The following is a 26,909-nucleotide window of genomic DNA, read 5'->3' as shown; positions in this document are numbered from 1 at the left end:
AGTATGCAAACAAAATTTAATACTAAAGTTTTCGCTGATGGCGCTAATCGCTTGCACTTGCAATTACAAACAACTGCAGATTGCATTGTAATTCCATTTGCATTAATTGATTTGGCAAAAAACAATAACCTTGGCCCCCATTTTAAACATTTAGATGAATCACTCGATGGTGCGATTTCTTTTGCCATGGAACGGCGCGACTTTACAGGTAAGTTAGGTGAGACTTTATTATTAAATCAACAACAGTCTTGGATTGCAGAAGGCATTAAAGTTCCTCGTATTTTATTAGTCGGTGCAGGTGATATTTCTGAAACGGATGAAGTTTCTGATGTGAAAATTTTGCAAGACTTCCTGAAAGCAAGTCGGGCAGCTATTAAAGCTTTACAAACCACCCAGGCGCAGTCTTGCTTATGGGTGTTAGATAGTGGCTTTAGCGCCGCATTCCCTTCATCCTCGATTGATTTTATTCGCCATTCTATTCTTCTATTTGAGGAAAATTATTATCGCTTTAGTCAACGCTTTGAACATCTCAAATCATTTAAATCGGATAGTTTTTCTCCTGCTTTGAAATCAGTTACATTTGCTTGTTCAAGTAAAAATGAAAAGCAAACGAAGGACGCTATTAAAGTCAGTGCAGCGATAGCGCTTGGAATGGGCTTGACTAAAGATTTAGCTAACTTGCCACCTAACGTTTGTAATCCATCCTATTTGGCAGAAATAGCAACTAATTTAGGGAAAGATTCCACGCTGAAGGTGCAAGTTTTAGAGAAGAAAGATTTAGAGAAACTTGGAATGGGTGCTTTTTTAGCAGTTACCCAAGGATCAGCGACTCCGCCAAAATTCATTATCATGCAACACCTTGGAGGAGTTACAAAAGAAGCCCCCATCGTCTTAGTTGGTAAAGGAATTACCTTTGATACGGGCGGAATTTCTCTGAAGCCTGGTGAGGGTATGGACGAGATGAAATATGATATGTGTGGCGCTGCTTCAGTACTTGGCACGATGCTCGCTATTACAGAAATGAAACTTAAAAAGAACGTGATCGGGGTGATTCCGACTTGCGAAAATATGCCCTCAGGGATTGCTACTAGACCTGGAGATATTGTGAAAACGATGTCTGGAAAAACCGTAGAGATTCTCAATACTGATGCAGAAGGTCGTTTGATTTTGTGTGATGCCCTTACTTATGTGGAGCGATTTAAGCCCCGTACTGTGATTGATATTGCCACTCTGACGGGAGCTTGTGTAATTGCTTTAGGTTCAGTTCATTCTGGGCTTTTCACGAAAGACGAGAAGGTTAGTCGAGATTTAGTTGAAGTTGGGAAATTGACTTTAGATACTGTTTGGCCGATGCCACTAGATGATGCTTATCAAGAGCAGTTGAAATCTAATTTTGCTGATATGGCAAACATCGGTGGTCGTCCCGCTGGAAGTGTTACGGCAGCATGTTTCTTAGCTAGATTTACCTCTGCTTACACCTGGGCGCATTTGGATATCGCCGGAACGGCTTGGAAGTCAGGAGCTAATAAAGGGGCTACAGGAAGACCAGTCCCATTGTTAACAGAATATTTATTACGTCATTAAGATTTATTGTGGCTAAAGTAGATTTTCATAGTCAAGTTAAAGACAAAGTTCATTATGCTTGTCGGTTAATCCGTAAGGTGATTTCACTATCGTCAGAAAATGAGCCTTTTCAGACGATAGTGGTGCTTGGAGAGCAGGAAGTTTTGCAGGATTTGAATGAGAGGTTGTGGACTTTTAGTGCGGATGATTTTTTGCCGCACGCTTTTCTGGATGATGATGCTTCCGAATTGTGTCCGATTATTTTGGTTGAACTTGCTGATGAAAATCGAATCGATCAATTACCTCACAAAGATGTATTAATTCATTTAGGACAAAATTCTTTAGACCGCATTGAAGCATTTACCCATCGATTTCAACGTGTAGTAGAAGTGGTTTCAATGGAAAATACAGACTTACTAGCAGGACGAGAGAGATATAAAAAATATCGGGAACTCGGCCTTGAGTTGCAAAATTTTGATCAAAAAGGTGCTTGATGATTCACCCACAGTTTGACCCGATAGCAATTCAAATAGGTCCTTTAGCAGTTCATTGGTATGGCCTCATGTATTTGATGGCCTTTATGCAATATTTGTTGCTTGGACGCTTGCGCGTGAAGCAACCTCAAATGCAGGAAAAAGGATTCATTGCTCAAGATATTGAGGACCTGCTGTTTTATGCTGTTTTAGGAGTGATTTTAGGTGGACGTTTAGGCTATTGTTTTTTTTACCTACCTAGTTATTACTTTGCTAACCCACTTGATATTTTTAAGGTATGGCAAGGCGGGATGGCCTTTCATGGAGGTTTTTTAGGTGTCATTATCGCCATTGCTTGGTTCGCCAAAAAGCGTGGACTACAATTTTTTACGGTAGCAGATATGATTGCTCCCTTAGTGCCTTTTGGACTTGCCTTTGGTCGTATTGGCAACTTCATTAATGGCGAGTTGTGGGGGCGTCCAACAACAGTTTCTTGGGGAATGATTTTCCCTCAGGCTGGAGATCAACTTTTAAGACATCCATCCCAGTTATATCAATTTGCAGGTGAAGGTGTGCTACTGGGTCTATTACTCTGGTTCTATTCAAAGTATCCAAGGAAAACTGGACAAACTTCGGGTGTCTTTGCTTTAGGTTATGGCATATTTAGATTTTTAGTGGAGTTTACCCGAGAGCCAGATCGCTTTTTAGGGACCTTGTCATTAGGGTTATCCATGGGGCAATGGTTATCGATACCGATGATAGTGTTGGGAATTTATCTCTTATTCAGAAAAACTTCCTAGATTGTTGCAGTTTTATGTAAGATAGGCTGAATTAGATTCTTTTGTTGTAAATTCAACACCTATTTTAGAAAATACCAATGGCAATTTTGCAAAAATTAGCTCAAGTACGCTCACTCTCACGGGCAATTAACGCTGCGACAAAATTACTTACTGAAAGAGGTGAGGCAAACTCCGTCAGTATGGCGAATGAGATTTTAAGTCAATATAAATTATTGAGCGAAGACCAAAAGATTAGTTTTTATCAAGCCTTGGCTACTAAATTTAATCCCAATCCGGAATTAGTACTGAAGGTTGCGCAAGACTATGCAAAAGATCCGAATGCAAAAAATTTAATTCAATTAACGAAGGTGACCGAACCACCAAGACAGGAGTTACTCCGCAGAATAAATCGGGTCGAGGGTGCTACTAAAGAAATTGTGGTGATGCGACGTCATTTGATTAAAGTATTGGGTAAAAAGCCTGAGTTATACCCGCTTGATTTCGACATACATCACTTGTTTGTTTCATGGTTTAATCCTGGTTTTTTAAAAATGCACCGGGTCGATTGGAATTCACCAGCCCAGATCCTTGAAAAGATTATTCAGCATGAAGCGGTGCATGAAATTGATGGATGGGATGATTTAAGAAGACGTCTTCAACCTGATCGTCGGTGCTTTGCATTTTTTCATCCCCAATTAAAAGATGAACCACTAATCTTTGTGGAAGTTGCATTGGTTCCTGAAATTTCTGGAGCGATTGGCCCACTTGTCGATAAAAAATCAGAGCCAGTTAATCCTGCTCAATTTAAAACGGCCGTTTTTTATTCGATTAGTAATTGTGAACCAGGGCTAAAAGGCGTTTCCTTAGGTAACTTCTTAATCAAACGCGTTGCAAGTTATCTTAAAGAGGAATTTCCAAGTTTAAAAAACTTTGTTACCCTATCCCCATTGCCTGGCTTTATGGATTGGGTGATAGCTGGATGCAATGTTGGGGAGCCGGCAATTTCTGCTCAGGCGAGTGAAAAAATAAATCATGCTTTGCAAGTTCTTAACTTAAAGGAAAAGTCTTGGCCTGAACGAATCTCTAGCGGTTGGCATCCAACGACTGCTTCCGAGGAAGAGAAAAATGCCTTGATGCAATTATGTGCACATTATTTAACCACCCTAACAGTGCGCAAAGGCGGTAATGCAGTCGCTAAATTCCACCTAGGTAACGGTGCTAAACTGCACAGAATTAATTGGGCTGGAGACTTGTCTAAAAAAGGCTTAAAACAATCCGCAAGTCTTATGGTGAATTATCTATATGACTTAGAAAAAATCGAAGAGTTTCACGAACGCTTTGTTCAGGGTGAGGTTATTTACTCGAGACCTGTTGGTCAATTACTGTAAATTTAAAATTTAAGGAAGAAATTATGATTCGTAATCTTAAAAAAATCCCCTTCATAGCAGTGTTTTCATTAAGTGTATGTTTTTTATTCAGTCAAGTCTCTTGGGCAAATGATCCTAACTGGCCATCAAAGCCAATTAATATAATTGTTCCGTTTCCCGCTGGTGGTGGAACAGATGCATTTGCCAGACCACTATCTGCACAATTGACAAAGCAATTAGGTAAGCAAATCGTAATTGATAACCGAGGTGGAGCCGGTGGGACATTAGGAGCAAGTATTGCTGCTAAGGCCCCACCTGATGGCTATAATTTTTTCATGGGTGCCGCGCATCATGCAATTGCCCCGTCTGTTTATCCAAAGCTAGATTACGATATTGAAAAAAGTTTTATTCCGATCATGCTGATTGCAGCGCCACCTCAAGTGATTGTTGTAACACCAAAACTACCTGTTAATGATTTAAAAGGACTAGTTAGCTACATGAAGGTTAATCCAGGTAAACTAAATTACGCCAGTGCTGGTAATGGAAGCTCCCACCATTTAGCTGGTGAGCTATTTAAGATGCAAACTAAAACATTTATTACGCATATTCCCTACCGTGGGGCTGGACCTGCCTTGTCAGATCTGATGGCAGGGCAAGTAGACATTATGTTTGATGGCTTAGGATCTTCCGCCCAACATATTAAAAGTGGCAAGATTAAAGCTTTAGCTGTTGCCTCAGAGAAAAGAGTGCCAGCTTTTCCAAATCTTCCTACTGCGACAGAAGCAGGAGTGCCTGGTTATGTAGTGAGTACTTGGTACGGTCTGTGGGCCCCAAAAGATACCCCGAAAGAAATAATTGATAAAATGACGGCAGAAGTCACCAAAGCAATTAACTCCCCAGAGTTAAAAGAAATTTGGATGAATAACGGTTCAGAAACTCCGAATTTAACGGGTGATAATTTCGGTAAATTTGTTTCTGAAGATATTAAAAGATGGGCAGCCGTTGTAAAAGCATCTGGCGCTAAATTAGATTAAATAAATAAATTATGAATTTATATTCCATATTGGAAACGGGTTTTCCAAAAGATAAATCCGCATGTGCGATTGAAACTCCAGAGGGTCTTTTTTACTCATGGGATGATTTAGAAAAAGCCACTTCGAAACTTGCGAACCTGTTGTCATCCTTAGATCTTCCTAAGGGTTCAAGAGTTGCAGTGCAGGTTGAAAAATCGCCTGAGGCTTTATTTTTATATTTAGCCACGATTAAAGCTGGACTGGTTTATCTGCCATTAAATACAGCGTACCAATCCGCCGAAATTGAATATTTTCTGGATAATGCTAAGCCTGGGGTTGTGATTTGTAGTCCTAAAAATTTCGCATGGTTTTCTCAAATTGCATTTAAGGCGAATACCGAGTTTGTATTCACTTTAGGTGAGCATCGTGATGGTACTTTGATTGAGCGGGCCGCTGCACAGTCTGATCAATTTGAGACGGTTCCTAAGGAGGATGATGAATTAGCCGCTATTTTATATACCTCTGGAACCACAGGTAGGAGTAAAGGCGCAATGTTGTCGCACAAGAACCTAAGTAGTAATGCGAAGGTTTTAAAAGATTTCTGGCACTGGCAAAAAGGGGATGTGTTATTGCATGCATTACCAATTTTCCATGTTCACGGACTTTTTGTTGCATCACATGGCGCCTTAATTAACGGTAGCAAAATGATTTGGTTACCCAAATTAGATATCGCCCAGCTTCTCAAGTATTTACCTCAGAGTACGGTAATGATGGGGGTTCCAACCTTTTATACAAGACTTTTAGCAGAACCAAAATTTGACGCCAAAGTATGTGCAAATATGCGCTTGTTCATTGCTGGTTCAGCACCGTTATTAACGGAAACCTTTAATGATTTTATTGCTCGTACAGGTCACACGATTTTAGAACGTTACGGTATGAGTGAAACAGCGATGTTGACTTCAAACTCCTATTCTGGCAAACGAGTTGCTGGCGCTGTTGGAGTTCCGCTACCTGGGGTCAAGGTTCGAGTTATCACTGATGACGCTAAATTATGCGGGGTTGATGAAGTTGGTAATGTTCAGGTTCAAGGTCCTAACGTGTTTTCAGGTTACTGGCAGATGCCTGAAAAAACTAAGGAAGAATTCACTGCGGATGGTTGGTTTAAGACCGGTGATGTAGGGCGTTGGGGTGGGAGTACTACTGCAGGACCGGTGCCTGATGATTACTTGTGCATTGTCGGTAGGAGTAAGGATTTGATTATCTCTGGCGGGTATAACATCTATCCAAAGGAAATTGAAAGTTTTGTTGATGAAATGGATGGTGTTGAAGAGAGTGCTGTCATTGGTATTCCTCACCCTGATTTCGGAGAAGCAGTATTGGCTGTTGTGGTTCCTAAAAAGGGAGCTGAGCTTGATCCAGCGCAAATTATTGCTGAATTAAAAGGTAAAATTGCAAACTTTAAGGTACCCAAGAAAGTCATTGTCGTGGCTGAGTTACCCCGCAATGCAATGGGTAAAGTACAAAAAAATATCTTGCGTCAGGAATATACGCCCGCCTAATTTTCTCTAAATTCTCTAATAAGTCATCGAATCTTTTACCTACCTTTTTTACAGAACATGGGCAAAGATTTCGATACTTTGAATAAGGTAGTAGATTTGTGGTAGATTAGTAGTTAATTTTAACTGTATTCAATCCGTTTTGTACTATTCTTTCGCATATCCACTGCAATGTTCTTCGTTTTATGCAATACGCTAACGAACTTTATTTTGCTATTGTTGCCACCATATTGTGGGGCATCGTTATTGGTGGAAAATCCTTAGTCGACCAAAGTAAAGTTTTCCAGCCTGAGGGCTATTGGTTCCTAGCCCTCATTCTGACAGCATGTAGTTTTACTATTTTTGCGATTGCATCAATTCTTTTCATAGGACTCCTCAACCCAGCAAATACCTTATTTGTGGGAGGTTATTTATATTTAGGAGCATATTATCGATCTCTTCATCAACCGCTGACAAAGCAATTTAATAAATTCATTCTACTAGCGATAGTACTATTTGCAGTGGTATATCAATACCTCATGCAATTCGGGACATTTACCCAAAGAGTCGGTTTGATAGGTGCGGTAATTTCTTTATGCCTTTTATGGCAATTAGTTGAATTAAGGCAATTGCAAAAACACCAGATAAGGATGCCCATCTTTTTGATTTTCACAATTATGGCTGAATTGAGTTTGACGGCGTTCAGGTTGATCATTCTTATTTATAGTGATACACCAAGTAATATCAACTTATATCAAGAGGCCTTTTTATCTTCGGTAGTTAGGTGGTTTTGGACTGCCTTCACAGTTCTTTCCTTTATAGCACTTGTTGGTTATAAGATAGAAAGAGTGAGTGCTGAGAGTCAAAAAAATAATATTCAGAATCATTTAATGAAGCTAGAGTTAGCGAATAAAAAAGCGGAACAATCCGAATTACAGCTATTGGCGTCCCTCAATGCTCTTGCTAAAGCTCGGGATAATGAAACAGGAAACCATATTATTCGTACACAAAATTACGTAAAAATATTAGCCTTGCGTCTAAGGAATGATGGGTATTACACGGAAAGCCTCTCTGATCAATCCGTTGATTTATTGTTTAAAGCTGCACCGTTACATGACCTTGGAAAAATTGGCATTCCGGATAAAATTTTGCTTAAGAATGGCCCTCTTACGGATGAAGAGTGGATCATTATGAAAACCCATACTTTGATTGGTGAGTCGGTATTAAATACTTCAGGTGTAGAGCTTGATTTTAATTCCGACTTGATTGCTAAGGCGATTAAGATTGCTGGAGGTCACCATGAGAAATGGGATGGCACTGGTTACCCTCGCGGATTAGAAGGGGTGGCAATTCCCTTGGAAGCTAGGATCATGTCTCTAGCGGATATGTATGACGCATTGGTTAGTGAGCGAGTGTATAAAAAAGCCTGGACACATGAGCAAGCAGTACAAGAGATTATTTCTAAGAGGGGAGCTAATTTTGACCCTTGGATTGTTGATGCGTTTATCGCTGAGCAAGACTCTTTTAGAGAAATTGCATATCTTCATAGAGATATTTAGCTTCAGATGTGCAACATTAGAAGTACTTTGCTTTGATTGACTTCCAGCTGTTCAATGAAAGTTAACTAATTACTCAACATAACCCAGTAATACTTTTTCTTATTATAGAAAGCCAAAAAGATGTAAGCTTTTATAAATCATAAAACTAGCAATCACCAACAATAGAAAAGCAAAGGTTTTTCTGAGTTGCATGGTATTCATTGAGTGTGCCAATTTCACACCCAATGGAGCAAACAGTACACTCGTAATTGAAATACATATCAGTGCTGGTAGATAAATATATCCCAAGGAATAGCTTGGAAGCCCGGGAAGGTCATAAGCGCCATAAATATAACCGATAGCACTTGCGATCGCGATCGGAAATCCTAAGGCTGAGGAGGTTGCCAGAGCAGCATGAATGGGCACGTTACACCACAACATAAATGGGACAGAAATAAAAGCACCTCCTGCACCAACCAAACTCGACATTAAACCAATCAATGTGCCAACGCTAAATAAACCGATGAAGCCAGGTAATTCCCGACTTGGCTTCGGCTTTTTATTGAGTAACATTTGGTAGGCAGAAAAAATTTGAAAACTGGCAAATATTAGAGTCAGCCAAGGCGTTTTGAGTAGATTAAAAACTTCACTGCCTCCTACAATGCCCCCAAACAAAATTCCGGGCACTAAGGCTTTGACAATATGCCAATGAATCATCTTCTTTTTCATTTGTGCCCGCACACTTGAAAGAGAAGTGAAGGTAATAGTAGTCATCGAAGTTGCGATAGCGATATGGAGAAGGTGCTCCTCTGAAAAATGTGCTTGAGTAAAAATAAAGCTTAGAAAAGGTACCATAATCATACCCCCACCGATCCCTAACAAACCTGCAATGACACCGGTAGCCATGCCAAGAACGAGCAAGGATAAAATTTGTAGAGTAGTCATGGAAGTATTTTCAAAAGGTGGGTCTCCGCCTTGGCCGCTAGGTCGTCATCCTGAACCCAGAGAGTTCAAGTCGGTGCGGTAACATCGTTTTGGGCACATCAGTATTACCAGGGAGAGAATCACTCGAGGTGAACTCTATAGTAACAAGGCGCGCACGCCCACAATATATACTTGGCACCATATGCGTTAGCATCGGTTCAAGGAACTATTGACCTTGGCGAACCAGGCAGAGATAGATATTCTAGTGCAATATTCACTTCTTGTTCTATTGCACTAATTTGTGTGGTTAATTGCTGTAATACGAGGCTATCCACTTCGGGATCGACAGTTCTAGCGAGTTGTTCTTGAAGTTCTTGAACTTGACCGGCTAATTTCAGGGCAGTCATGATTGCTGCTCTTTCGATACTGCGGTTCCCACTTGAAGTAATCGCTGCAATTTGTTCATTCACCATCTGACTAGCAGATCTCAATTTTGCTTCATCTTGAGGTGTGGTTGCCAAAATCATGCGTTGACTTGCAATTTCAACTTCAATTCTGACAGCGTCATTACTCATCTAAGGAGGTCTCCACATTACCATTGTCTAACAGATTCAGTTGTCGAGTATCCGTTGTTTGGGGTAATTTATTTAATATTTTCTGAATTCGTGTCTGTGCATCAGAGATTTTATTTTCCATCGTACGACGTTCAGTCATCAAGTCATTCAAATGAAAATTCAGAAGGGCGAGTTTGCGCTGCAAAATCTCCATGCGGGCAATCAGACCCTCAGGAGTTTGTGCTGCGGAATTTGAATTAATTTCTGTCATATTGTTTATTGTATATAATTATTGAAGCAAGGTGCTCACGAATTGAGTCAATCATTCGTAGTTAAACGGGAATCACGAGTAGATATTCGCAATAACAATGTTATTCGCAAAGTAAAAACGAACTGAGCTGCCCCCGCAACGGTCAACATTCGCCATTGAATTAATGGCAACTTTATTCATAAACCACTGGGTAAACTGGGAAGGTAAATAAAGTGAATGCCAGCCCGGATACCGGCCTGCTAAGCATGACTTTGTTACGGGGTAAGTAACGTAGCCATAAAGAATCCAGTGCCTGCGGGGGAACAGGTCAGAGATTGTTTTATCTGAAAGTACCAATGAAATCTTTGATTAGTAAGAACCGTCAATTCAAACACGGTAAGCAGTTCAATTCTTTTTCCATCTCTATTTTTGCCGCGGTTACTGGTTTTGTTACGCCTCATTTGGCACATGCACAAGTGAACCAAATCAATCCAATTGTTGTCAGCGGAAATACTTCTGATCAACCCTTATCTGAGGTCATGCCATCAGTAAGTGTAATCTCAAGAGAGGATATTGATCGTCTCAATCCTCAAGATATGATGTCAATATTACAAGGTGAGCCTGGCGTTGATGTGTTTCGCAATGGTTCAGTGGGTTCACCTATCTCAGTTTTTTTACGCGGTAGCTCAAGCTCGCAATTTTTACTCCTCATTGATGGAGTAAGGATGGGCGATGAAGGCACAGGAATTTCCGGCATTGAGTATATTCCGATTAGTCAAATTGACCATATTGAAATATTAAGAGGAAACGCCTCGGCGTTGTATGGTTCAAAAGCCTCTGGTGGAGTCATTCAAGTTTTTACTAAAGGTGCTAAAGGGCTGAATGGACCGAATGCAGAAGTGAGTTACGGTAGTAGAAATTCTATTAGTACTTCTGCTGGATATGGGGTAGCAAATGATGGTTGGAAGACGAGTCTTCAACTGACACATCAACAGGGAGATGGCTACTCATCCGTCAATTTGAATCAATATCCGGGCACGAATACTGAGAAGAATAACTACCAGTTCGATAGTATTAGTGCAAATATCTCTAAACAAATTGCTACTGGTCAAGAACTAGGTGCTAAGTTGTTTTACACCCAAAATAACTATAAGTACAACAATCCAGTTAGCGTCAACTCAGGAGGACCAGACACGGGCTTATATAGCGTGGAAAACAGAATGCAAACCGTCCAAGCCTATAGTCAAAATGAAATCACTAATAATTGGCTCTCGAAGTTAACGATTGCTAACTCTAGGATGAACTCTACAACCAATTACTTGACGAAAGATAACGATTTTTCACTCAACTATTATGGGGTTTCACCTTTTCCTAACCCTTACTTGAAGGGCCAAACCGAGAGTAATGATTATCAGTGGCGAAATGAATTTCATTTAGGGCAAGCTCAGCAGATCACTGCAGGAGCAGAATTAAACACAATTCAATACAACTATCAATCGCTCTATGATCAGTCAATTGGTGATAGAAAACAGGTAAGCTTTTTTGGTGGTTACTCAGCAAAATATGACCGTATCGGTGTTCAGCTCAATGTCAGAAATGATCAGTTAAGTAACCAAGACCAAAAACAATCCGCCAATACAGGCTTGTTTGGACTCAGCTATGATTTGACATCCTCCTTAAAGTGGACAACTTCTGTATCCAACGCATTTAATGCCCCCACGGTTTACCAGCTCTATAGCTCTAATTATGGTAATCCGAGTTTGAAGCCTGAAAAGGCCAACTCAATGGAGACGGGGTTGCAATATTTACAAGATAATACCTTGTTAAAAGTCGTTGCATTTCAATCGAAATATCAAGATTTGATTACTTCCGACCCAGCTAATAATTTTCAATACATCAATGTGAGCCAAGCCTCGATTAAAGGGGTAGAGGCCTCTCTAAAATCCAAATGGATGGGCAACTACGTGCAGCTGGGTTTAACCTTTCAGAACCCAACAAACGATGAAGATGGTTCCCAATTGATTGGTCGGTCAAAAAGTTTCGGATCTGTGGATGTGAGTAGAAAAATTGAACAGTGGACTTTAGGCAGTCAAGTCATTGCAGTTAGTTCGAGGACTTACCCGGATGATTCTGGCAGTCAAGTTACTTCAGGAGGATATGCCATCATGAATCTATATGGTGGCTATCAATTTGATTCAAATTGGTCCACCCGCTTGCGGATTGATAACCTATTCAATCGAGACTACCAAAATGCTTATGGGTATAACACGCCGAAATTCGGTGCATTTTTGACTTTAAGATACCAGCCTAGTTGAGTTTAGATTTCTAAATTATCAATTAAGCGTGTCTTACCTAGTTTAGCTGCTGCTAACATCACCAAGGGATCCTTTCGAGAAAGGTTCTCTTGGTTCGGCACATCAAGATTACTTTGTAGTCTTATCGCAGTGTAATCTGGATTCCAACCACGTTGCTTTAAAGCGCTCATTGCTTGTTGTTCAAAAGATTGAACAGTAGCCTCTGTGAGGTCTTTTGTATTGTGTAATTGATTTTGAATTTGACCTAATAGCTGATATAAATGCGGCGCTTCAGCGCGTTCTTCAACACTTAAGTAACCATTTCTAGAAGAAAGTGCTAGGCCATCTGAGGCCCGTATGGTTTCAGCAGGAACAATCGTCACCGGCAAGGCCAATTGATGAGCCATGCGACGAATAATCATAAGTTGTTGGTAATCTTTTTTGCCAAAGATTGCAGCACTAGGCTGGACGCAAGAAAACAACTTAAGAACAACCGTGCAGACCCCTTTAAAAAAGCCTGGTCTAAATTCTCCCTCAAGCATATTCCCTAGGTTCTTTGGTGGGTCAATTTGGTAATCTTGCGGCTCTGGATATAAATCTTTCTCAGTTGGTGCAAATAGAATATAAACACCTTCCTTCTCCAACTTTTCAATGTCGGCCTCAAAAGTACGGGGATAAGCCTCGAAATCTTCATTGGGTCCAAATTGCAGTCGATTGACAAAAATACTGGCAACAACTGGATCACCATGAAGTCGTGCTTGGCGCATCAGGGATAAATGGCCCTCATGTAAATTGCCCATTGTAGGGACAAATGAGGCTCTATTTTGACCTCTTAAATGGTTCCGTAATTCATGGATGTCACTAATAATTTTCATTCGGCAGGGGTGTAAGTTAAACGAACATAAATTGGAGCAAATGGCTCTGCTTGGGTAATCTCAACCAGAGATTCTCTGGATAACTCTAACAAGGCAATAAAGTTCACAACTAATACAGAGATACCTTGACCTGATTCAATTGCGTCTGAGAATAAATCAAAGAATTCGATGAATTTATGGTTTTGTAATCTACGTAAAATTTTTGTCATAAAGTCCCGCACTGACAAGGTTTCACGAGTAATAGTATGGTGTTGAGTTAGCTTGGCACGGGATACTAAATCACGCCATGCCTGTTGTAAATCAACTAGCTCAACCGTTGGTGGCACGATATTAATGGTTCGATCAATGAATGCATTCGCTTTCAGAAAGTCACGACCCAATTGCGGAATTTGGTCTAATTCCTGAGCTGCGAGTTTCATTTTTTCATATTCCAATAATCTTCTAACCAATTCCGCTCTAGGATCCTCAATAATCTCATCGCTATCCGCTTTTTTCATCGGCAATAACATACGAGATTTGATCTCAATTAGCATCGCAGCCATCAGCAAATAATCAGCAGCTAACTCTAAATTATGGTGACGAATTTGATCTACATAAGTCAAGTATTGATGAGTCACTTGTGCCATTGGAATATCTAGCACATTGAAATTTTGTTTGCGAATGAGATACAACAATAAATCTAATGGCCCTTCAAAGGCTTCTAGAAATATTTCTAGAGCATCCGGAGGGATATATAAATCGTTTGGTAAAGCAAAGAGAGGTTCGCCGTAAAGCTTGGCAAACGATTCAGACATTCCATCCATTAAAGATGGAGTGGAATCAGTCATTCGAGTAAACGTATGGTTTTTGAGCTACTCTAGCCAATTTGATACGCTTTTGTTCATCAAGTCGTATGGGTGCTTTATCCCAAAGTAGCGCACGACCTAATAATTGGCCCTTTTCGATTTCGGGGTTGCTTTTTTTAAGGTCATTCAGAAATTGTGTAATTTGTGATTGATAGTGAGCCATAAAATTCAATTCAAGAAGTTAAACAATTAAAATTTGTTTGCAGATGCCATTGCAAACATACATTTACCAATTGTAGATGAAAACCATTTACATGCTTGCTTTATTAGCCTCCAACAGACGGTCTATCATGTCACTTTCCACCCGAGACATCAAATGTTTGTAAGCGTTAATTGGCTGATCTTCACTCAGAGGGACTTGGACGCTTGCCCAGTTCATTTCAGGGATATTTAAAAACTCCTCCACACCCTTTGCTAAAGTTGGTAGAACCGGTTTTAAGTAGACAGAGAGAATTCTAAATGCCTCTAAAGTAACAGTACATACTGATTGCAGTTCATTCTTCAGCTCTAAGGACTCGGAAGTTTTGAGTTGCTTCGCTATATCCCAAGGCTTATTGGCATCTACGAAAATATTCACGGAATCTGCCATCTCCATAATGAGCCGGATGGTCTTAGCAAATTCTCGCTGTTCATAAAGCGTTGCAACTTCTTGACTTTTACCACGTAAGTTGATAAGTAATGGATTATTTAAGGCTGAGGAGAGTATCCGCCCGCCAAAGTTTTTCACTAAGAAACCAGCGCTTCTACTTGCTATATTGATATATTTTCCAAGTAAATCACTATTCACTCTAGCAACAAAATCTGTCAGATTTAAATCTAAATCTTCCAATGAGTTATTGAGTTTCGCGGCGAAATAGTAACGTAACCACTCAGGTGATAAGCCCACGTCAATAAAACTATGCGCCGTGATGAAAGTACCCCTAGACTTACTCATTTTTTCGCCATCCACAGTTAAAAAACCATGCGCAAAAACATTAGTCGGGGTCCTTAAATTGGCAAATTTAAGCATTGCTGGCCAAAAGAGGGTATGAAAGTAAAGAATATCTTTACCAATAAAATGGTACATATCAGTGGAAGTGTCTGGTCCTATCCATTCTTGAAAGTTCAAATTGTTTTTTTCACAAAAAGCTTTAAAACTTCCAAAGTAGCCGACTGGAGCATCTAACCAAACGTAAAAGTACTTACCCGGAGCATCTGGTATTTCGAATCCAAAGTAAGGCGCATCCCGAGAGATATCCCAGTCGCCTAATTTTGACTCACCAGGCTCCCCAACCCATTCCTTCATTTTATTTTTTGCTTCAGACTGCAAGGGGGTACTTACTTGTGTCCAGTCACGTAAAAAATTTTCACAGCGTGGATCTGATAGTTTGAAAAAGTAATGTTCCGAAACTTTTCGAATTGGAGTCGCCCCACTCACTGCAGAATAGGGGTTAATCAAGTCAGTTGGGCTATAGGTTGCGCCACACTTTTCACAGGAATCACCATATTGATCTTTGGCATGGCATTTTGGGCACTCACCTTTGATAAAACGGTCAGGTAAGAACATTTCCTTAACGGGATCATAAGCTTGCTCAATTGATTTTTTCTCAATGAGGGCATTTTCTTTTAAAGCGAGGTAAATCTTAGAAGAAAGTTCTTTGTTTTCTGGACTATCTGTAGAGCCGTAATGATCAAAGGAGATGTGAAAATCGTCAAAGTCTCTTTTGTGTTCTGCCCACACCCTATCAATCAATTCTTTGGGCGTAATGTTCTCAGCTTGAGCGCGAAGCATGATCGGGGTACCATGGGTATCGTCAGCCCCTATATAATAGACTTCTTTTTGTTGCATTCTGAGGAATCTTACCCAAATGTCCGTTTGAATATATTCCACTAGGTGACCAATGTGAATTTGGCCATTGGCATAAGGAAGTGCAGAGGTAACTAATATTTGATTTGAGAGTGGTTTCATAAGTAGATTTTATCAAATAAGCTTGAAAATGCTTTGTTTTAAAGCATAAACTCTCCAATCACAGTAGAGTTATACATTATTTTGAAATAGGTTTTTAGGGAGAAAATTTTGCAATTATCAGAAAGTCAGATTCTTAGTCAGTTAAAGACGGTAATAGATCCCAATACTGGAGTCGATTTAGTCACGGCTAAAGCCATTAAAAATCTCAAAATTGATACAAATGAGGTTATTTTTGAAGTGGTATTAGGCTACCCATCAAAAAGCCAATTTGATTTGATCAGAAAAGCTTGTGTCGCTGCGGTTAGACAAATTCCTGAGGTAGCTAATGTCAGTGTTACTGTTCGTATGGAAATTGCATCGCATGCGGTACAACGCGGCGTCAAACTGATTTCTGAAGTAAAGAATGTAATTGCGATCGCGAGTGGCAAAGGTGGGGTAGGTAAATCTACTACTGCAGTTAATTTAGCCTTAGCATTAGCCGCTGAGGGTGCTAATGTCGGCATTTTAGACGCGGATATTTATGGCCCTAGTTTGCCAACGATGTTAGGTATTACGGGACGTCCAGATTCTTATGCTGAAAATTCGATTGAACCAATGCACGGTCACGGCTTACAAGCTAGCTCGATTGGTTTTTTGATTGAAGCTGATAGTCCAATGGTTTGGAGAGGTCCAATGGTTACCTCTGCTCTTGAACAGCTATTGCGCCAAACTAATTGGCAAGGCCTAGATTATTTGATTGTTGATATGCCACCAGGTACCGGCGATATTCAATTGACACTCTCACAAAAAGTACCAGTTACTGGTGCAGTGATTGTTACAACGCCTCAAGATATTGCTTTACTAGATGCTAGAAAAGGTCTGAAAATGTTTGAAAAAGTAGGCATTCCAATTTTAGGTATTGTTGAGAATATGAGTGTTTATGTTTGTCCATCTTGCGGCCATTCTGAGCATATTTTTGGCTCTGGCGGCGGGCAGAAAATGTGTGATGATTATTCTGTTTCTTTTTTAGGCAGTTTGCCACTCAATTTATCGATTCGTGAACAAGCTGATTCGGGCAGACCTACTTTAGTCGCAGAGCCTGACAGTCCAATTAGTGAAATTTATAAGTCGATTGCTAGAAAAATTGCGATTCAGATTGCTGTTATGTCTAAAGACATGTCGAGCAAGTTTCCTAACATTGTGATTCAAAACACCTAATGGGTCTTGCACTAGCCATTGCTATGCGGTTGGAAGCCATGGATAATCCTTGGCAATCCCATCGTTGGGTTTTGGATAGCGTTGAGGCTGATCTGGGACAATTTAAAGAGCCAATGAAGTTTCAAGTTGCCATTGGTCGGGAAATTATTACCGCACACCCCAGCAATGATGAAGATTCTGATCGGTGGATTTTTAAAGGGTTTAATCTCGACTTATTTGTTGATGAGGCTGAAGGTTATTATCTGAATGTCAGCTCACCTGAACCCAGTTGGTTTGTGATGTGGCGATTAGAAGAAGCTCTTTGGCATCCTCTCAAAGAAATCGCTGTGCCTCATCGTGTGATGCTTAGTTATAACGAAGCTGGCAGATTAATGGATGGTGGTGAGCAGATTGAACGGTTTCCGCTTTCAGCAATGATTTTGAAATCAGTACAAGAATATGTTGATGAATACTATCGACCAGAGCCCAAAAGGCGGATTCGCCCCGCATCCTTTGAAGGAGCGTATCGTCCTAAGGATAAATTTTCGGGTGGTTCGAGGTGAGTAATTTTTTTAAAAGATGGTCAAACTTAAAAGCTGAAAATACAGCGAATAAGTTACCTGAATCCATAGAGAGTCAAAAAAGTCTGGTGACGGATAAAGGGATAACTGACAACTCTTTACCCGCCCTAAATGCTGAACCTCAACTCACTGATGGGGGATTACTTAAAGAGCCAGGGTCTGAAGAAATTACCCATAAATCTACTCAAGGTCCTAGTTTAGAAGATGTTGGTAAATTGACCTCTGAGTCAGACTTTACGACTTTTATGAATAAGGATGTTGCTGGAGATGTGCATCAAGCCGCCATGAAAAAGCTGTTTAGTGATCCACACTTTAATATCATGGACGGCCTTGACATTTATATTGATGATTATTCTATCGAGGATCCTTTACCAGAAGGGATGTTAGAAAAAATGTATCAATCTACCGCCCTTGGACTTTTTAAGCCTCTAGAAGATGAGGTTGCTAATTCTGATCAAAGTACCTTGTTGCCATCAAATAGTTTAAAGAGCGAACCAGAAGTACAGTTGAATTCTGAACTCAATTCAGAATTAAATGTCTCATTGAGTAAAGCGAAAACTGGAGTTCCTCACCAAGAACAATTTGATTTCACCTTAACCAGTCCAATGGATCAAAAGGGTGAGGCTGTGCAGGTAAAAAATATAAATAATATTGAGGTGGAGAATAAAGATGACCACACTGGTTTGTAATTGTAATAAGACGATTCCTTTGGATCAAAGTAATCTGGCTAAAGTTTTAGGTGCAGGCCCAACCGTACATGAAGGCTTATGCCGACAGGAAATTGGGAGCTTTATGCGTACTTTAGATGCCACAGATGAAATTATCGTGGCGTGTACCCAAGAAAGAGCACTTTTTCAAGAGGTTGCAAATCAGTCCAATAAGCCATTGATTGCACCCATTCGTTTTGTCAATATTCGTGAAACAGCGGGTTGGGGTCGTCAAGGTAGTCAAGCTCAGGCCAAAATCAACGCTTTACTAGCGCTTGCACAAATGCCTCCGCCAGAACCATTAGCGACAGTCAGTTACGATAGTTCTCGGGGCAGAATATTAATTATTGGTGGGCAGGAAAATGCACTCGAAATTGCTCAAAGTTTAAGTCAAGACTTTAATACTACCGTTTTACTGAATCATGCTACGAAGTTACCAGAGCAGAAGTCATTCATTTGGGTTGGTGGACAGATTGAGTCGATTCAAGGCTATCTGGGTAAATTTCAGGCGAGCTGGAAAATTGAGAATCCAATTCAATTAGATTTATGTACAGGTTGTGGTGCTTGTATTGAGGCTTGTCCTGAGGATGCGATTGATGATCGCTTTCAAATTAAATTGGATTTATGTAATGATCATCGCAGTTGCGTTAAGGCGTGCGGTTCGATTGGTGCCATTCAATTTCATCAATTAGGCGAAGCCGTAGATGAAGAATTTGATTTTATTCTTGATCTTAATGAAACGGCATTTTTAAAAGTTCCAGAATTACCTCAAGGTTATTTTGCACCCGGTTCGGATGTCATAAATATTCAACGGGCAATTCAAAAATTACAACAATCCGTCGGTGAATTTGAAAAACCACGGTTTTTTAAATATCAAGAAAAACTATGTGCTCATGGTCGTAATGGTCAAACGGGCTGTACTGCTTGTATTGATAGTTGTTCGACAAAAGCCATTTCATCGGTTTTTTTTGCTGGCAAAGGAAAAGTGGAAGTCAATCCTCACCTTTGTATGGGCTGTGGAGCCTGTGCTAGCGCCTGTCCATCAGGTGCAATGACCTATGCTAATACAACCGTGGAGTATTTGGGGCGTCAAACAGCGACGATTGTTAAAGCGTTTCAAGCATTTAAAAGCATAGAAGATGTAGCGCCTAGTATATTGTTTCATTCTGGCTCTGCTGGCGGTGAAAAAATAATTGATCAATTAGGTCAAAGAAGTCGTACACACTCAAAATCGGTTGTGGGTATACCAGCGCACATCGTTCCTTTGGCCATCCACCACATAGCATCTATTGGACTTGAATATTGGTTAACTGCTTTATGTCACGGAGTTGGGGATGTAATTCTTTTATCTAGCAATGAGGAATACAGCGGTTATCGCGCTTTGATTGAAGAACAAATTGAATTGGCGAATCAAATTTTAGTGCAGTTGGGTTATGAACCCCGGGTTAGCTTGATTCAGTTTTTGAGTATCGACCAACTTGATAAAGATCTAACGATAACTCAAAAGAGAAAACCTTTAGTTCCCTTAGCAACTTTTGCAATTACATCTGATAAACGTCAAAACTTGGAATTTTCTTTAGACCATCTTTTACAACATGCGCCAAAACCTTTACTGCTAGACCAGCAAATTGATTTACCAAGTCACTCACCGATTGGTGCAGTTAAAATTGACTCAAATCGTTGTACTTTGTGTATGTCATGCGTGGGAGCCTGTCCCGAAAGTGCACTCTTAGATCATTTGCAAGCACCACAATTAAATTTTATTGAAAAAAATTGCGTACAGTGTGGTTTATGTGTTTCTACCTGCCCAGAAAATGCCCTAGCACTAGAGCCAAGACTGATCCAAACTGAGCTAAGAAAACAAAAGAAAATTATTCACGAAGCCAAGCCTTTTCATTGTACAAAGTGTGCCAAACCTTTTACAACAGAAAGAATGATGGAAGCCATGTTATTGAAAATTGGCAATCATCCCGCTTTTCAGGGGGTAGCTCAAAAACGGCTAAAGATGTGCTCTGATTGCAAGGTGATTGACATGATGGAACATCAGGACTTTAAATAGGAAAAACATGAGTGATTTAAATGCCAATGAAGCGATTCAATTAGATACCGGCTTATCCGCTGAAGATTTGGCGCGTGCTGATCTATATGGTTTGTTAGCCTTACTCTTCTATAAAGCACCTGATCAAGCACTACTAGATATGATTGGTAGTTCCTCCGAAGTTGATTCAAGTAGCTCAGCAGAGTTGACTCTATTAGAACAAGTATGGAATCCCCTAGTGGACTTAGCAAAATCCACTCCTGTTAAAGATTGGGAAGACGAGTATGAATCCAATTTTATTGGCGTTGGTAAACAAGAAATCTTCTTATACGGATCTTACTATTTGGCTGGATTTTTACACGAGCGTCCTTTGGTCAAATTGCGTAATGATTTGAGTAATCTAGGACTTGAATCTTCAGAACTTGTGGTTGAAACTGAAGATCACATTGCTTGTTTATGTGAAGTAATGAGATATTTGATTGCGGGTGAGGATTTAAGCATCTGTAACTTAACTTCCCAAAAGCAATTTTTTAATGACCATATCCGTCCGTGGGCGCATCAATTATTTGATGCAATTGAAAGTCACCCCAATATTCAACTTTATCGTCAACTTAGCCTCCTCACGAGGTCATTTTTTGAAATAGAAGGCCAAGCTTTTGATATGGTTTAGTCATTTATTTCAAAAAGTTAGCAAAAAATTAGGGTATATACCTAATTTGTGAAAAATGATACTGTGGCATATTAAAATCTACTGCAAAATGTGTAATAATTTGCCGATACAGCGTTTACTAAAAACACCAAATTTAAAATAATTAAAAGGTGGTTCAATATGCTTGAAAACATTCAAAAAACTAGTCGTAGAAGTTTTTTTGTTGGTGCAGCAGCTTTAACAGGGGCTGTAGTGGTTGCATCCCAAACACCAACGGGTCAAAAAATTGTGTCAGAAGTTGAAGAAGTTTTATCGCCAGCCAAAAAAAATGGTTACCAACTTTCTGAGCACGTTAAAAAATACTATAAAACTACCTTAGTTTAATTTCGTTGTAACGATCCTTCTCGCGTTTTCATTGGATAATTTATGAACCTTACTCGCAAAACCAATCTGCAGTCTTCATCAGGCTCAACTACCCATTTTATTAATCACTTGTCTAGAAGCATGAGCCAAGTAATCCCAACCATGGATCGTCGCTCTTTCTTGAAGCGTTCTGGTCTTGGAGTTGGCGTTGGAATCGCTGGGTCACAATTAACCCTAGTTAAAAAAGCCAAAGCAATGGGCTCTAAACCTAATGCTGAGCAAGGTATTGTGGTTAAAAGAACTGTTTGTAGTCATTGCTCAGTTGGTTGTGCAGTAGATGCAGTGGTTGAAAACGGGGTTTGGACCCGTCAAGAAGCTGTTTTCGATTCACCAATCAATATGGGTGCTCACTGTGCCAAAGGTGCTGCTTTGCGCGAGCATGGACATGGTGAATACCGCCTCAAATACCCAATGAAATTGGTAGACGGTAAATATAAGCGTATTTCTTGGAATACAGCACTCGAAGAAATTACTGCCAAGATGTCAGAACTTAAAAAAGACAATGGACCTGACTCCTTGTTCTTTATTGGTTCATCAAAACACAATAATGAACAAGCATATTTATTAAGAAAGTTCGTATCCTTTTTTGGTACCAATAATACCGATCATCAAGCTCGTATTTGCCACTCAACCACAGTAGCTGGTGTGGCAAACACTTGGGGTTACGGGGCCATGACAAACAGTTATAACGATATGCAAAACGCTAAGGCTGCTTTGTATATTGGCTCTAACGCTGCTGAAGCGCACCCAGTATCCATGTTGCATTTGTTGCATGCGAAAGAAAGCGGCTGTAAGGTAATCGTAGTTGACCCACGTTACACAAGAACTGCAGCGAAGTCTGATCAGTATGTAAGAATTCGCTCTGGTTCAGATATTCCATTTTTGTATGGTGTTTTGTACCATATTTTTAAAAATGGTTGGGAAGACAAAAAGTATATTAATGACCGTGTCTACGGCATGGAAAAAATTAAAAAAGAAGCACTTGAAAAATGGAGCCCAAAGGTTGTTGAAGAGGCTTGTGGAGTTTCGGAAGAACAAGTTTATTTAGTTGCTAAGACTATGGCTGAAAATCGCCCATCAACAGTTGTATGGTGCATGGGTCAAACACAACACACCACTGGTAATGCAATTGTACGGATGTCTTGTTTAGTACAATTAGCCCTCGGTAATATCGGCAAATCAGGCGGTGGTACGAATATTTTCCGTGGTCATGATAACGTTCAAGGCGCAACCGATGTTGGTCCAAATCCTGATTCATTGCCGGGTTACTATGGCTTGGCTGCTGGTGCGTGGAAGCATTTTGCTAAGGTTTGGGATGTTGAATACGACTGGATCAAAGCGCAATTTGCACCAAATATGATGGAGAAGTCTGGTACGACGGTTTCTCGTTGGGTGGATGCTGTTCTTGAGAAAAATGAACTCATCGACCAACCAACGAACGTGAAGGGACTGTTCTTCTGGGGTCATGCACCGAACTCGCAGACGCGTGGTTTGGATATGAAACAAGCCTTAGACGCACTGGAGTTATTGGTCGTTGTGGATCCTTATCCAAGTGCTACAGCAGCGATGGCAGCAATGAAGTCAGAGGGAAGTACTGTTAATGCGAAAAGAGCAGTTTATCTTTTACCGGCAGCGACACAATTTGAAACTTCAGGAACTTGTACAGCATCGAATCGCTCCATTCAGTGGCGTGAAAAAGTCATTAATCCCCTTTTCGAATCAGTGCCTGATCACACTTTAATGCAGGCATTTGCAGATCGTTTGGGCTTTGGTAAAGAATTATCTAAGAACTTTAAAATGCTTGACACAAAGTATGCAGGTCAAGATTGGAAAGAACCAGAAATTGAGTCAATCTTAGGCGAGATTAACCGTTCATGCTGGACAATTGGTTACACCGGTCAAACTCCAGAAAGATTAAAGGCGCATATGAGAAATATGCATTTATTTGATCCTAAGACTCTCAAATCTCGCGGCGGTAAAGATCCAGTAACAGGTTACGATACGACGGGTGACTACTTCGGTTTACCATGGCCATGTTATGGTACTGCTGAAATTAAGCATCCTGGCTCACCTAATTTATATGACACAAGCAAGCATGTTATGGAAGGTGGCGGCAATTTCCGCGCGAACTTTGGAGTAGAAAGAGAAGGCAATAACTTATTGGCTGAAGATGGATCTCATTCTGTCGGTTCAGATATTAAGACTGGTTATCCAGAATTTGATCATATCCTAGTGAAGAAATTGGGCTGGTGGGGTGATTTAACCGAAGCTGAGCAAAAAGCAGCTGAAGGTAAAAACTGGAAAACTGACTTGTCCGGCGGCATCCAACGCGTTGTAATGAAGCATGGTTGCCATCCGTTTGGTAATGCCAAAGCTAGGGCAATTGTTTGGAACTTCCCTGATCCAATTCCTCAGCATAGAGAGCCTTTGTATGGCACGAGACCTGACCTGACTGCAAAGTACCCGACACACGCTGACAAAAAAGCATTTTGGAGATTACCAACGCTTTACAAGACCATTCAAGACAAGAATATTGCGGATAAGGTCTATGAAAAGTTCCCAATTATTTTGACCTCTGGACGTTTGGTTGAATATGAGGGCGGTGGTGAAGAAACGCGTTCAAATCCTTGGTTAGCTGAGTTACAACAAGAAAACTTTGTTGAAATCAATCCTAAAGCAGCGGCAACTCGCGGAATTAAACACAATGACTATGTCTGGGTGAAAAGCCCAACAGGCGCAAAAATTAAAGTGCGCGCTTTGGTAACGAATCGTGTCGATGAAGAACATGCCTTTATTCCATTCCATTTTTCTGGATGGTGGCAAGGTAAAGACATTATTGATGCTTATCCTGAAGGAGCGCATCCAATCGTTAGGGGTGAGGCAGTTAATACAGCTACAACATACGGATACGATAGTGTCACGATGATGCAAGAAACTAAAACAACTGTTTGCCAAATTGAAAAATTTGCCTAATAAATAGAAAGAATAGAGGAAAAAATCATGGCAAGAATGAAATTTATTTGTGACTCAGAGCGTTGTATTGAGTGTAATGGCTGTGTTACAGCTTGTAAAAATGAACACGAAGTACCTTGGGGTGTCAATCGCCGTCGTGTGGTAACGATTAATGATGGCGAAATTGGTGCTGAGAAGTCCATCTCTGTTGCTTGTATGCATTGCTCAGACGCCCCATGTATGGCAGTCTGCCCAGTGTCTTGTTTTTACAAAACAGATGAAGGTGTAGTGCTACATAATAAGGATACTTGTATCGGTTGTGGTTACTGCTCTTATGCTTGCCCATTTGGTGCTCCTCAGTTCCCAAGTCAAGGAACCTTTGGCATGCGCGGTAAGATGGACAAATGTACTTTCTGTGCTGGTGGCCCTGAAGAAAATGGCTCTGAAGAAGAGTTTGAAAAATATGGTCGTAATCGCTTAGCAGAAGGTAAGTTACCTGCATGTGCTGAAATGTGTTCTACCAAAGCATTGCTTGCTGGTGATGGTGATGTGATCTCTGATATTTTCCGTAACCGTGTTACGCATCGTCAAAGAAACGGTAAAGCGGCTGGTGGTGATGTATTTGGTTGGGGGTCAGCATACGGTAAGCCAACTCAAGGAGCAAAATCATGAGATCAGTCGGATTAATCTCAATGGCACTACTAACACTATTGGTATCAGCCTGCTCTGAAAAACCACAGTTTTTGGGAAGTAACAAATCTGATGCAGCAGCTTATACCGGTGCCAAAAATCCTTATGTAGAAAAGGGTTGGAACGCAGGCGATAAAACGAGTTGGGAAATGCAATTACGTGCAAGAGCTCAAAATCAGAACGAATACACTAAAACAGAGTAATCGCTGGTAGATAGAAGGAATGTATGAAAATCTTTAAAAATATACTGATTCAATTGACTTGTGTATTAGGCATCACACTCATGTTGCCTAGCCTTGCAGCTGAGTCTGCACCTGCTACTCCGACTGCTGCTAAGTCTTTACCTGCCGTAGAATCTGCCAACATCATGGATGTGGATACGCGCTCAGATGCGCAAGCACAACGCGAACGGGCAATTACGCAACCTGCTAACAACGCACCTTTTTGGCGTGCGGTTAATTCTGATACTGCGCACTATGTCAGTATCCCCAATAAAGAAGCTGGGGTACTGATTCAAAAATCAGGTGAGCAGTGGCGTTTATTCAGAAATGGCGTTATTACAGTTTTTGGTGGTTGGTTGATTATCTTGGTGGTAAGTGCTATCACTATCTTCTACTTTTTCAAAGGCCCAATCAAATTAGAACATCCAAGAACGGGTAAGAAAATTGAGCGTTTTACTGCAGTAGAAAGACTGGCCCACTGGACAATGGCATATAGTTTTCTTGCTTTAGCAATCACAGGCCTATTTATTCTGTTTGGTAAACACTTAGTGTTACCAATCATTGGATCTTATCTTTACGGCTTGATTTTGTTCCTGTTCAAAAATGTACACAACCTAGTCGGACCCCTCTTTACGGTTAGTGTGATTGTGTTTTTTGTCATGTTCGTTAAAGATAATATTCCTGGACCATCTGACTGGGCTTGGATTAAGTCTATGGGCGGAGCAAGAGGACACGCTGCTGCTGGGCGCTTTAACTTTGGTGAAAAAATGTGGTTTTGGATTGGTATGACAACACTTGGTTTAATCGTCTCTGCTTCAGGTTGGGTATTGGACATGATCGTACCAGGCCTTGATTATTGGCGCGGTACAATGCAGATAGCCAATGTTATACACGGTATTGCAGCCATCCTCATTATGGTGTTTGCGATGGGTCATATTTATATCGGAACAATCGGTACCGACGGTGCCATTGATGGTATGAAAACAGGTTACGTTGATGAGGCTTGGGCCAGACAACATCACAGTACTTGGTTAGAGGACATTGAGTCGGGAAAAATCCCAGAGTCACGCGAACCTGAGAAATCGGCTACTGCTGATTTAGCTAAAAAAATTCTTCGGAGTGCTTCATGAAAAAATTAAATACAACTACAACATTTGCAATTACTATCTCAAGCTTACTAATGATTTCATCATCCAGTTTTGCTAAGTTGCCAGATCCTAGCCCAGAAGCTAAGGCAGCGGCTGCTTTAACAGCAGCGAAGAATGCTCACAATGATAAAGTTTCAGCCTATCAGTTATGTCTCGCACAAGATAAAGTTGCAAAAAAATATGCAAGTAAACCTCAAGCTGGTGAAAAAGCCATAGAGACTCCTCCTTGTAAAGATCCTGGAAAATTTGAACCACCAGCAGAGTTGGCTGTTGCTCCTGTCGCTGCGCCCGCTGTTGCTGCCGCTCCCAGTGCACCTGCAGCACCAGTAAAAAAATAATTCTTTTTGAATCAGCCCGTTCTTAGAC

Annotated in this window: 24 protein-coding genes, 1 other RNA gene, 2 pseudogenes and 1 riboswitch; of the genes and pseudogenes, 19 read left to right on the top strand and 8 right to left on the bottom strand. The window is 40.6% G+C overall.

The window, feature by feature from the left end; translation table 11 throughout:
• Positions 1 to 3 precede the first annotated feature (3 nt).
• The 7 genes from AOC35_RS08105 to AOC35_RS08075 all read left to right on the top strand — a co-directional run bounded on the left by AOC35_RS08105 (position 4) and on the right by AOC35_RS08075 (position 8,289).
• Entirely contained in the window at positions 4 to 1,584 is a 1,581-nt protein-coding gene (locus AOC35_RS08105) for a leucyl aminopeptidase (protein WP_108648768.1), read from the top strand.
• Positions 1,585 to 1,592: 8 nt separating this feature from the next.
• Entirely contained in the window at positions 1,593 to 2,057 is a 465-nt protein-coding gene (locus AOC35_RS08100; RefSeq protein ID WP_108646605.1) for a DNA polymerase III subunit chi, read from the top strand.
• Positions 2,054 to 2,836, top strand: a complete 783-nt coding sequence (gene lgt, locus AOC35_RS08095; protein WP_108646604.1) for a prolipoprotein diacylglyceryl transferase — start codon at positions 2,054 to 2,056, stop codon at positions 2,834 to 2,836. Before AOC35_RS08100 ends, lgt begins: the two co-directional genes overlap by 4 nt.
• A 77-nt stretch (positions 2,837 to 2,913) precedes the next feature.
• Positions 2,914 to 4,203, top strand: coding sequence for a malonyl-CoA decarboxylase (locus AOC35_RS08090; protein WP_245898458.1), 1,290 nt, complete (start codon positions 2,914 to 2,916; stop codon positions 4,201 to 4,203).
• A gap of 23 nt (positions 4,204 to 4,226) precedes the next feature.
• A complete protein-coding gene (locus AOC35_RS08085; protein WP_108646603.1) occupies positions 4,227 to 5,216 on the top strand; it encodes a Bug family tripartite tricarboxylate transporter substrate binding protein in 990 nt (329 codons plus the stop codon).
• 11 nt (positions 5,217 to 5,227) lie between these two features.
• Positions 5,228 to 6,754, top strand: a complete 1,527-nt coding sequence (locus tag AOC35_RS08080) for a malonate--CoA ligase (protein ID WP_108646602.1) — start codon at positions 5,228 to 5,230, stop codon at positions 6,752 to 6,754.
• A gap of 182 nt (positions 6,755 to 6,936) precedes the next feature.
• Positions 6,937 to 8,289 carry an HD-GYP domain-containing protein gene (locus AOC35_RS08075; RefSeq protein WP_108646601.1) on the top strand — a complete coding sequence of 451 codons (1,353 nt, stop codon included), beginning with the start codon at positions 6,937 to 6,939 and terminating at the stop codon, positions 8,287 to 8,289.
• Between the two features lie 102 nt (positions 8,290 to 8,391).
• Here AOC35_RS08075 and AOC35_RS08070 read toward each other — a convergent pair whose 3' ends face one another.
• From AOC35_RS08070 to AOC35_RS08055, 4 genes and pseudogenes are all read right to left on the bottom strand, one after another.
• The gene (locus AOC35_RS08070; protein WP_108648766.1) at positions 8,392 to 9,213 is read right to left on the bottom strand and encodes a sulfite exporter TauE/SafE family protein; all 822 of its coding nucleotides are present in this window, start codon (positions 9,211 to 9,213) and stop codon (positions 8,392 to 8,394) included.
• 18 nt (positions 9,214 to 9,231) lie between these two features.
• Positions 9,232 to 9,449, bottom strand: a non-coding RNA gene (ssrS, locus tag AOC35_RS08065) — 6S RNA.
• A 36-nt stretch (positions 9,450 to 9,485) separates the two neighbouring features.
• Positions 9,486 to 9,767, bottom strand: a pseudogene (locus AOC35_RS15925) (cell division protein ZapA); the annotation flags it as partial.
• Positions 9,760 to 10,017 carry a hypothetical protein gene (locus AOC35_RS08055; protein ID WP_108646600.1) on the bottom strand — a complete coding sequence of 86 codons (258 nt, stop codon included), beginning with the start codon at positions 10,015 to 10,017 and terminating at the stop codon, positions 9,760 to 9,762. The gene AOC35_RS08055 and the pseudogene AOC35_RS15925, both read right to left, overlap by 8 nt.
• A 16-nt stretch (positions 10,018 to 10,033) precedes the next feature.
• Positions 10,034 to 10,271, top strand: a riboswitch (cobalamin riboswitch).
• Between the two features lie 81 nt (positions 10,272 to 10,352).
• Here AOC35_RS08055 and AOC35_RS08050 point away from each other — a divergent pair.
• Positions 10,353 to 12,311 carry a TonB-dependent receptor gene (locus tag AOC35_RS08050; RefSeq protein WP_108646599.1) on the top strand — a complete coding sequence of 653 codons (1,959 nt, stop codon included), beginning with the start codon at positions 10,353 to 10,355 and terminating at the stop codon, positions 12,309 to 12,311.
• Between the two features lie 2 nt (positions 12,312 to 12,313).
• Here the strand turns inward: AOC35_RS08050 and panC are convergent, their stop codons facing one another.
• The 4 genes and pseudogenes from panC to metG all read right to left on the bottom strand — a co-directional run.
• Positions 12,314 to 13,165: a pantoate--beta-alanine ligase gene (panC, locus tag AOC35_RS08045; RefSeq protein ID WP_108646598.1), complete on the bottom strand. Its 852-nt coding sequence runs from the start codon at positions 13,163 to 13,165 to the stop codon at positions 12,314 to 12,316.
• Complete coding sequence (locus tag AOC35_RS08040) at positions 13,162 to 13,992, bottom strand: segregation and condensation protein A (protein ID WP_108646597.1); 831 nt, start codon at positions 13,990 to 13,992, stop codon at positions 13,162 to 13,164. The genes panC and AOC35_RS08040 overlap by 4 nt, the downstream gene beginning before the upstream one ends.
• Complete coding sequence (locus tag AOC35_RS08035; protein ID WP_108646596.1) at positions 13,985 to 14,173, bottom strand: DUF3460 family protein; 189 nt, start codon at positions 14,171 to 14,173, stop codon at positions 13,985 to 13,987. Before AOC35_RS08035 ends, AOC35_RS08040 begins: the two co-directional genes overlap by 8 nt.
• A 90-nt stretch (positions 14,174 to 14,263) precedes the next feature.
• Positions 14,264 to 15,958: pseudogene (gene metG / locus AOC35_RS08030) on the bottom strand (methionine--tRNA ligase); the annotation flags it as partial.
• Between the two features lie 108 nt (positions 15,959 to 16,066).
• Here metG and apbC point away from each other — a divergent pair.
• From apbC to AOC35_RS07975, 11 genes are all read left to right on the top strand, one after another.
• On the top strand, positions 16,067 to 17,155 hold the full coding sequence (gene apbC / locus AOC35_RS08025; RefSeq protein ID WP_425440623.1) for an iron-sulfur cluster carrier protein ApbC: 1,089 nt from the start codon (positions 16,067 to 16,069) through the stop codon (positions 17,153 to 17,155).
• The gene (locus tag AOC35_RS08020) at positions 17,155 to 17,697 is read left to right on the top strand and encodes a DUF3305 domain-containing protein (RefSeq protein WP_108646593.1); all 543 of its coding nucleotides are present in this window, start codon (positions 17,155 to 17,157) and stop codon (positions 17,695 to 17,697) included. Before apbC ends, AOC35_RS08020 begins: the two co-directional genes overlap by 1 nt.
• Positions 17,694 to 18,404, top strand: coding sequence for a DUF3306 domain-containing protein (locus AOC35_RS08015; protein ID WP_108646592.1), 711 nt, complete (start codon positions 17,694 to 17,696; stop codon positions 18,402 to 18,404). Before AOC35_RS08020 ends, AOC35_RS08015 begins: the two co-directional genes overlap by 4 nt.
• Positions 18,385 to 20,481 carry a 4Fe-4S binding protein gene (locus tag AOC35_RS08010; RefSeq protein ID WP_108646591.1) on the top strand — a complete coding sequence of 699 codons (2,097 nt, stop codon included), beginning with the start codon at positions 18,385 to 18,387 and terminating at the stop codon, positions 20,479 to 20,481. Before AOC35_RS08015 ends, AOC35_RS08010 begins: the two co-directional genes overlap by 20 nt.
• A 7-nt stretch (positions 20,482 to 20,488) precedes the next feature.
• A complete protein-coding gene (locus AOC35_RS08005) occupies positions 20,489 to 21,130 on the top strand; it encodes a TorD/DmsD family molecular chaperone (protein ID WP_108646590.1) in 642 nt (213 codons plus the stop codon).
• A gap of 159 nt (positions 21,131 to 21,289) precedes the next feature.
• Positions 21,290 to 21,493, top strand: a complete 204-nt coding sequence (locus AOC35_RS08000; protein ID WP_108646589.1) for a twin-arginine translocation signal domain-containing protein — start codon at positions 21,290 to 21,292, stop codon at positions 21,491 to 21,493.
• Between the two features lie 42 nt (positions 21,494 to 21,535).
• On the top strand, positions 21,536 to 24,505 hold the full coding sequence (locus AOC35_RS07995; RefSeq protein WP_108646588.1) for a formate dehydrogenase subunit alpha: 2,970 nt from the start codon (positions 21,536 to 21,538) through the stop codon (positions 24,503 to 24,505).
• Positions 24,506 to 24,532: 27 nt separating this feature from the next.
• Positions 24,533 to 25,156, top strand: a complete 624-nt coding sequence (gene fdh3B, locus AOC35_RS07990; RefSeq protein ID WP_108646587.1) for a formate dehydrogenase FDH3 subunit beta — start codon at positions 24,533 to 24,535, stop codon at positions 25,154 to 25,156.
• Positions 25,153 to 25,377, top strand: a complete 225-nt coding sequence (locus AOC35_RS07985) for a hypothetical protein (RefSeq protein ID WP_108646586.1) — start codon at positions 25,153 to 25,155, stop codon at positions 25,375 to 25,377. Before fdh3B ends, AOC35_RS07985 begins: the two co-directional genes overlap by 4 nt.
• Before the next feature lie 23 nt (positions 25,378 to 25,400).
• The gene (locus AOC35_RS07980; protein WP_108646585.1) at positions 25,401 to 26,525 is read left to right on the top strand and encodes a formate dehydrogenase subunit gamma; all 1,125 of its coding nucleotides are present in this window, start codon (positions 25,401 to 25,403) and stop codon (positions 26,523 to 26,525) included.
• Positions 26,522 to 26,881, top strand: a complete 360-nt coding sequence (locus AOC35_RS07975) for a hypothetical protein (protein WP_245898457.1) — start codon at positions 26,522 to 26,524, stop codon at positions 26,879 to 26,881. The genes AOC35_RS07980 and AOC35_RS07975 overlap by 4 nt, the downstream gene beginning before the upstream one ends.
• Positions 26,882 to 26,909: the final 28 nt, after the last annotated feature.

Origin of the sequence: Polynucleobacter rarus (genome assembly GCF_003072505.1) — a bacterium.
GTDB lineage: Bacteria > Pseudomonadota > Gammaproteobacteria > Burkholderiales > Burkholderiaceae > Polynucleobacter > Polynucleobacter rarus.
The sequence above is the reverse complement of the archived record's forward strand: the minus strand, read 5'-3'. Positions and strand labels throughout refer to the sequence as shown.

What these genes read in the sequence shown, in the direction of transcription:
- AOC35_RS08105 (WP_108648768.1), top strand. Translation starts at nt 4, where the DNA reads ATGCAAACAAAATTTAATACTAAAGTTTTCGCTGATGGCGCTAATCGC.
- AOC35_RS08090 (WP_245898458.1), top strand. Translation starts at nt 2,914, where the DNA reads ATGGCAATTTTGCAAAAATTAGCTCAAGTACGCTCACTCTCACGGGCA.
- AOC35_RS08085 (WP_108646603.1), top strand. Translation starts at nt 4,227, where the DNA reads ATGATTCGTAATCTTAAAAAAATCCCCTTCATAGCAGTGTTTTCATTA.
- AOC35_RS08080 (WP_108646602.1), top strand. Translation starts at nt 5,228, where the DNA reads ATGAATTTATATTCCATATTGGAAACGGGTTTTCCAAAAGATAAATCC.
- AOC35_RS08075 (WP_108646601.1), top strand. Translation starts at nt 6,937, where the DNA reads ATGCAATACGCTAACGAACTTTATTTTGCTATTGTTGCCACCATATTG.
- AOC35_RS08070 (WP_108648766.1), bottom strand. Translation starts at nt 9,213, where the DNA reads ATGACTACTCTACAAATTTTATCCTTGCTCGTTCTTGGCATGGCTACC.
- AOC35_RS08055 (WP_108646600.1), bottom strand. Translation starts at nt 10,017, where the DNA reads ATGACAGAAATTAATTCAAATTCCGCAGCACAAACTCCTGAGGGTCTG.
- AOC35_RS08050 (WP_108646599.1), top strand. Translation starts at nt 10,353, where the DNA reads ATGAAATCTTTGATTAGTAAGAACCGTCAATTCAAACACGGTAAGCAG.
- panC (WP_108646598.1), bottom strand. Translation starts at nt 13,165, where the DNA reads ATGAAAATTATTAGTGACATCCATGAATTACGGAACCATTTAAGAGGT.
- AOC35_RS08040 (WP_108646597.1), bottom strand. Translation starts at nt 13,992, where the DNA reads ATGACTGATTCCACTCCATCTTTAATGGATGGAATGTCTGAATCGTTT.
- AOC35_RS08035 (WP_108646596.1), bottom strand. Translation starts at nt 14,173, where the DNA reads ATGGCTCACTATCAATCACAAATTACACAATTTCTGAATGACCTTAAA.
- AOC35_RS08020 (WP_108646593.1), top strand. Translation starts at nt 17,155, where the DNA reads ATGGGTCTTGCACTAGCCATTGCTATGCGGTTGGAAGCCATGGATAAT.
- AOC35_RS08010 (WP_108646591.1), top strand. Translation starts at nt 18,385, where the DNA reads ATGACCACACTGGTTTGTAATTGTAATAAGACGATTCCTTTGGATCAA.
- AOC35_RS08005 (WP_108646590.1), top strand. Translation starts at nt 20,489, where the DNA reads ATGAGTGATTTAAATGCCAATGAAGCGATTCAATTAGATACCGGCTTA.
- AOC35_RS08000 (WP_108646589.1), top strand. Translation starts at nt 21,290, where the DNA reads ATGCTTGAAAACATTCAAAAAACTAGTCGTAGAAGTTTTTTTGTTGGT.
- AOC35_RS07995 (WP_108646588.1), top strand. Translation starts at nt 21,536, where the DNA reads ATGAACCTTACTCGCAAAACCAATCTGCAGTCTTCATCAGGCTCAACT.
- fdh3B (WP_108646587.1), top strand. Translation starts at nt 24,533, where the DNA reads ATGGCAAGAATGAAATTTATTTGTGACTCAGAGCGTTGTATTGAGTGT.
- AOC35_RS07985 (WP_108646586.1), top strand. Translation starts at nt 25,153, where the DNA reads ATGAGATCAGTCGGATTAATCTCAATGGCACTACTAACACTATTGGTA.
- AOC35_RS07980 (WP_108646585.1), top strand. Translation starts at nt 25,401, where the DNA reads ATGAAAATCTTTAAAAATATACTGATTCAATTGACTTGTGTATTAGGC.
- AOC35_RS07975 (WP_245898457.1), top strand. Translation starts at nt 26,522, where the DNA reads ATGAAAAAATTAAATACAACTACAACATTTGCAATTACTATCTCAAGC.